Consider the following 3,786-nt stretch of genomic DNA (forward strand, 5'->3'; position numbering starts at 1 on the left):
GCGACGGCAGGCGCGGCGACCACCGCGTCCTTGAGCAGCGGGATGGCCGGCAGGCCATGCGCGAACAGCGCCTCGTCCAGCCCGTGATAGACCATGCGCACCGCGACATAGAGGATGATCAGCAGGCCGACCCAGGCGATCCAGCGGAAACGGTTGAGGAGGCCAGCGATCAGCGATGCCGCAACACCCATCAGGACGACGGACAGGGCGAGGCCGAAGATGAGCACTTCGGGATGGTGCTGGGCCGCACCGGCGACGGCGAGGACGTTGTCGAGCGACATCGACACGTCGGCGATGATGATCTGCAGGACCGCCTGGCGCAGGCTCTTGCGGGGCACGCCCTTGGCCACCGTGCCGTCGGCATTGAGATCGGCATCGGCCAGGGCCTCGGCCGCCGCACCCTCGTCCTCGTGGACGACGAGTTCGCGGTACATCTTCCAGCACACCCACAGCAGCAGCAGGCCGCCGGCGACGAGCAGGCCACCACCGAGTGCGAGGAGCTGGGTCGTGACCAGTGCAAAGCCGATGCGCAGGACCGTGGCGGCGGCGATGCCGATCAGGATGGCCCGGCGGCGCAGGTCGGGTGCGAGGCCCGCCGCGGCGAGCCCGATGACCACGGCATTGTCGCCGGCCAGGACGAGATCGATGGTGATGACCTGAAAGAATGCCCAAAAAACCGAGGGATCGAGGCCGAAGGGCATTGAGGCTTTGTCTCTGTCTGCTGCGCGTCGCGGCTATGTAGGAACCGCGCGATGGCTTGTGAAGGGGCCCCGGCGAAAATATTCGGTCCCGGAAGATGCGGCGCGCGGCCCGACCCGACAGCCGCCGGCAATCGCTGTCAGCGTGGCGCAAACCGTTCATCGGACTGAGGAAGTGACCTGGTGGGTGCGCACGGACTCGAACCGTGGACCCGCTGATTAAGAGTCAGCTGCTCTACCATCTGAGCTACGCACCCTGGTCCGGCGCGGTGACTAGCAGGGTCGGTTGGGCTTGTCTACACCCATTCACCTGTCGCGCCGACTTTCCAGCCGGCGCCGTTTCGCTAGACTGCGGCGACTCCATCGAACCAGCACCCCGAACGAGCACCCCGAACGAGCACCCAATGTCGCCAGACGAATTTCTTCTCGGCCCGGTCAACTGGGTGCGCGACAACGCGGTGCCGTTCGGCAGCGCGCTCGTCGTGCTGGCGGCGGGCTGGTACCTGTCGCGTCTCGCCTACCGCCTGATCCGCCGACTGCTGCCGCGCGCCTATGGCGTCGACAAGAACTTCGCCCCGCTGCTGGCGCAGGCGGCGCGCTACGGCATCGTGGTGTTCGCGCTGGTGACGGCGCTGAACTTCCTCGGCGTGCCGAGCGCCTCGATCTACGCCGTGCTCGGCGCGGCGGGCCTCGCCATCGCGCTGGCGCTGCAGGGGACCCTGGCCAACATCGCCGCCGGTCTGATGCTGGTCTGGCTGCGACCGATCGCCATCGGCGAGTACGTGGTGGCCGACGGCGTCGCCGGGGTGGTGGTCGAGATCGGCCTGTTCGGCACGCGCCTGCGCTCGACCAGCGGGCTCTACATCTTCACCCCCAACCAGCGGCTGTGGAATTCGGCGATCACCAACCACAGCCGCGAGCCACGCCGGCGCGTCGACGTCAACCTGACCGTCCCGGACACGATCAACGTGGCGCTGGCGCGCAAGTCGATGCTGAGGATCGCCACCTCCGACAAGCGCGTGCAGGTCGATCCGCCGCCGACCGTTCACGTCGAGGCCTTTGTCGGCGACAAGATCGTGCTGCAGATGCGCGCCTGGGTACCGACGCCGGACTACCTGCCGACGCTGCGCGACATCACCGAGAAATCGAAGCTCGCGATCAACAAGCTGCTCGCCGCAACCGACGAGCAGGCGGTGGTCTCGGTGGCCGCCGACCCGCATACGCAGCTTCCGGGGGAGCGGACGCCGGATCTGTCGTGACCCGGCACCCCCCGTCGGTCAGGCGTGACCGTCGAGACCGCGGAACGCCTCGGCGCCCCAGATCGCCTCGACCTGCCGGTTCTTGCCGCAGCCGGCGCGATAGCGCGCGTAGTGCTGGGCGCGGGTAAGGCCGTTGCTGAGCATTTCGGTGCCGGTCCAGAAGTTCTGGTGGTAGTCCTCGGCCGGCCAGAACGTCGGTGCGATGGCGACAATGGTCGCCACGGGCTTGCCGAGCGCCTCCGCGGTCGCCTGCTTGCCGGCCTCGGCAAGCTGCAGTTCGGCTTCGCTGCCGGCATAGACCGCGGTGGTGTAGCTCTCGCCGTAATCGCAGAACTGGCCGCGCGACTCGATCGGGTCGATCAGGTGGAAGAAGGTGTCGACGAGTTTCTCGTAGCTGGTGACGGAGGGATCGTACTCCACCAGCACCGCCTCGCGATGGCCGGTCGTCTCGGTGACCACCTGCTCGTAGCTCGGGTTGTCGACATGGCCGCCAATATAGCCGGAGGTGGTTGCGACGACGCCGGGCGCGTGGTCGAAGTCGCTCTCGATCGACCAGAAGCAGCCGCCGGCGAAGATCGCCGTGGCGGTCTCTGCCGCCTGCGCACCCGTCATCGCCATGCTGCCCGCCAGCGCCATGGCGACCGCCAGCCTGTTCCGTCCCATTTCAGTATCCCCTTGATGAAACCGCTGCGGCGATGTTTGCGTCAGGCCGACGTCACGCACAACACAAACAAATGTGCAGCGCCGCGCGGTAACTTTCGGGCCGGCCAGCGCGAAGCCACCCGCCCGGGCGCTCTTGCGGAAAACGTCGCTGCGGTCGACAGTGCCGCGCAGTGACGCCGGCCGACAGGATGCAGTAATGACGCCCCGCAGAGCAGACGCGGATTGCCCGCCGCAACCGGGGCGATGGCGGTGACGACCGTCCCTCCCCCCCCCCGGCACCTGCCCGGCTGCCGTATCCCTCCCGCCCTCGAAGTCCCGATGACGCGCCCGCTGCTCACCCCCCTCGCCCGTTCCCTGCCCGACACCGTGCCATTCACCGGCCCGGAGGCCCTCGAACGCCGCACCGGCACGACGTTCAGGGCGCGCGTCGGCGCCAACGAGAGCGGCTTCGGCCCGTCCCCCGCGGTGATCGCAGCCATCGCCGACGCCGCCGGAGAGGTCTGGAAGTATGGCGATCCGGAAATCCACGAGCTGAAGCATGCACTGGCCGGCCGGCTGGGAGTGCCGGTCGCCAACGTCGTCGTCGGCGAAGGGATCGACGGCCTGCACGGACTGATCGCCCGGCTGATCATCGAACCCGGCGACGTCGCGGTGACCTCGCTGGGCGCCTACCCGACCTTCAACTACCATGTGGCGGGCTTCGGCGGGCGCATCGTCGCCGTGCCCTATGCCGGCCACCACGAGGACCTGGCGGCCCTGGCGGCGACGGCGCGACGGGAGCGCGCCAAGGTAATCTACCTGTCCAATCCCGACAATCCGATGGGCACCTGGTGGGGCGCCGGCGAACTCGAGCGCTTCATCGCCGAGGTGCCGGAGGAAACGCTGATCCTGCTCGACGAGGCCTATTGCGAGACGGCGCCCGAGGGCACCCTGCCCGCGCTCGACATCGGCCGGCCGAACCTCATCCGCACCCGGACCTTCTCCAAGGCCTACGGTCTCGCCGGCATGCGGGTGGGCTACGCGGTGGGCGAGGCAGGGTTGATCCGGGCCTTCGACAAGGTGCGCAACCATTTCGGCGTGACGCGGCTGAGCCAGGTGGCGGCGATTGCCGCGCTCGGCGACCGGGACTGGCTGGCGGCGGTGATCGCGAAAGTCGCGGCCGGGCG

4 protein-coding genes and 1 tRNA gene are annotated in these 3,786 nt (G+C 68.6%); 2 read left to right on the top strand and 3 right to left on the bottom strand.

Translation table 11 applies throughout. The annotated features are described in order from the left end of the window. Nucleotides 1–701, bottom strand: a 701-nt coding sequence (locus ACE3TU_RS19985) for a YjbE family putative metal transport protein (protein WP_374627434.1), incomplete at its 3' end; no start/stop codon positions are given. A gap of 178 nt (nucleotides 702–879) precedes the next feature. Then, a tRNA-Lys gene (locus ACE3TU_RS19990) sits at nucleotides 880–955 on the bottom strand. Nucleotides 956–1,102: 147 nt separating this feature from the next. On the opposite strand from ACE3TU_RS19990, the gene ACE3TU_RS19995 reads away from it, so the two are divergent. After that, nucleotides 1,103–1,957: a mechanosensitive ion channel family protein gene (locus ACE3TU_RS19995; protein ID WP_374627435.1), complete on the top strand. Its 855-nt coding sequence runs from the start codon at nucleotides 1,103–1,105 to the stop codon at nucleotides 1,955–1,957. An 18-nt stretch (nucleotides 1,958–1,975) separates the two neighbouring features. Here ACE3TU_RS19995 and msrA read toward each other — a convergent pair whose 3' ends face one another. Next, the gene (gene msrA, locus ACE3TU_RS20000) at nucleotides 1,976–2,620 is read right to left on the bottom strand and encodes a peptide-methionine (S)-S-oxide reductase MsrA (RefSeq protein WP_374627437.1); all 645 of its coding nucleotides are present in this window, start codon (nucleotides 2,618–2,620) and stop codon (nucleotides 1,976–1,978) included. 318 nt (nucleotides 2,621–2,938) lie between these two features. On the opposite strand from msrA, the gene ACE3TU_RS20005 reads away from it, so the two are divergent. Further along, nucleotides 2,939–3,786, top strand: an 848-nt coding sequence (locus tag ACE3TU_RS20005) for an aminotransferase class I/II-fold pyridoxal phosphate-dependent enzyme (RefSeq protein ID WP_374627439.1), incomplete at its 3' end; no start/stop codon positions are given.

Source organism: Devosia sp. (assembly GCF_041917035.1).
Lineage (GTDB): Bacteria > Pseudomonadota > Alphaproteobacteria > Rhizobiales > Devosiaceae > Devosia_A.